At 68.7% G+C, this 1,257-nt stretch carries 2 protein-coding genes; both read left to right on the forward strand.

Features of this window, described 5'->3' with window-relative positions:
- Positions 1–438 (forward strand): DUF459 domain-containing protein (locus ELR45_RS17385; RefSeq protein ID WP_240759812.1); only part of this gene is annotated, 438 nt, incomplete at its 5' end.
- Positions 435–1,172 carry an AAA family ATPase gene (locus ELR45_RS17390; protein WP_129667512.1) on the forward strand — a complete coding sequence of 246 codons (738 nt, stop codon included), beginning with the start codon at positions 435–437 and terminating at the stop codon, positions 1,170–1,172. The genes ELR45_RS17385 and ELR45_RS17390, both read left to right, overlap by 4 nt.
- Positions 1,173–1,257: the final 85 nt, after the last annotated feature.

Here is a 1,257-nt window from a genome sequence, read left to right on the forward strand (position 1 = left end):
CGCTTCGCGCAGGGCGACGAACACCGGATCGTCGTCGCCACCGGCGTCAACGACGCCGATCTGGGGATCGAGCCGGCCCGTTCGGCCGCCGCACTCGAGTTCGGTCTCGCCTCGCTGGACGCTCCGGCACTGGTGATCGGTCCGCCGCCGATGGGCGGCGAGTCGCTGCAAAGCCGCATCCACGACCTGGACGGCACCTTCGCCGACCTGTGCGAGAAGCGCGGCGTCCCCTACATATCGACCTACCGGCCGCTGGCCGACCACCACGCCTGGCACGACGCCCGCGCAGAGGACGGTGTCCACCCGAACCAGGCAGGCTACGGGCTGCTCGCCTACGTGATCCTGCACGAGGGCTGGTACCAGTGGCTCGGTGCCACGCCGCCACCTGAGCCGGTGAAGAAGCGACAACGGCAACGGTCCGACGACGATCTGTCGTGATCTCCGTCGACCGTCGACCGATCCGCCGCGTGGAGTTCCAGCCGGCGCCCGACCTGAAGGTCGATCGCCGCAGATGGCCGTGGAGCTTGCCCGCGGTGCAGCACATCATCGATCACGGTTGGGATCTTCCACCCCTCACGGTGCTGGTGGGCGAGAACGGGAGCGGCAAGTCGACGCTCGTCGAGGGGGTCGGGCTCGCCTTCGGATTCTCCCCCGAGGGTGGTTCGGCGTACGCGCAGCACTCCACCCGACCGAGCGAGTCCGACCTGCATCGAGCGCTCCGGCTCAGCCGCGGCGTCGGCGCGCCCCGCTGGGGATTCTTCCTGCGCGCGGAGACGATGCACGGGTTCTTCAGCTACTTGGAGGAGAACCCGGGTGCGCACGACCCGACATTTCACGAGATGAGCCACGGCGAGTCCTTCCTCGAAGTGCTCCGGACCCGGTTCGACTCCCCCGGCTTCTACTGCCTCGACGAACCGGAGTCGGCGCTGTCCTTCAGTGGGTGTCTTGCGCTCGTCGGTGCGCTTCACGACATCGCGACTGCTGGCGGGCAGGTCGTCGTCGCGACTCACTCGCCCGTCGTCGCCTCGATTCCGGGCGCTCGCATCCTCGAAGTCGGCGACTGGGGCCTGCGCGAAAGCGCATGGGACGACCTCGACCTGGTGCGGAACTGGCGCTCGTTTCTGGACGCCCCCGCACGCTACCTCCGCCACGTCGTCGACGGTGCCAAGTAAGAGACCACCCGCCGACTCCACCGCCGCCGTCGGCCGGCCGTGTGCGTCAACGCGTGAAGACGATCTTCCCGAAGATGTCCCCGCC

It is taken from the genome of Phytoactinopolyspora endophytica, assembly GCF_004138495.1.
Lineage (GTDB): Bacteria > Actinomycetota > Actinomycetes > Jiangellales > Jiangellaceae > Phytoactinopolyspora > Phytoactinopolyspora endophytica.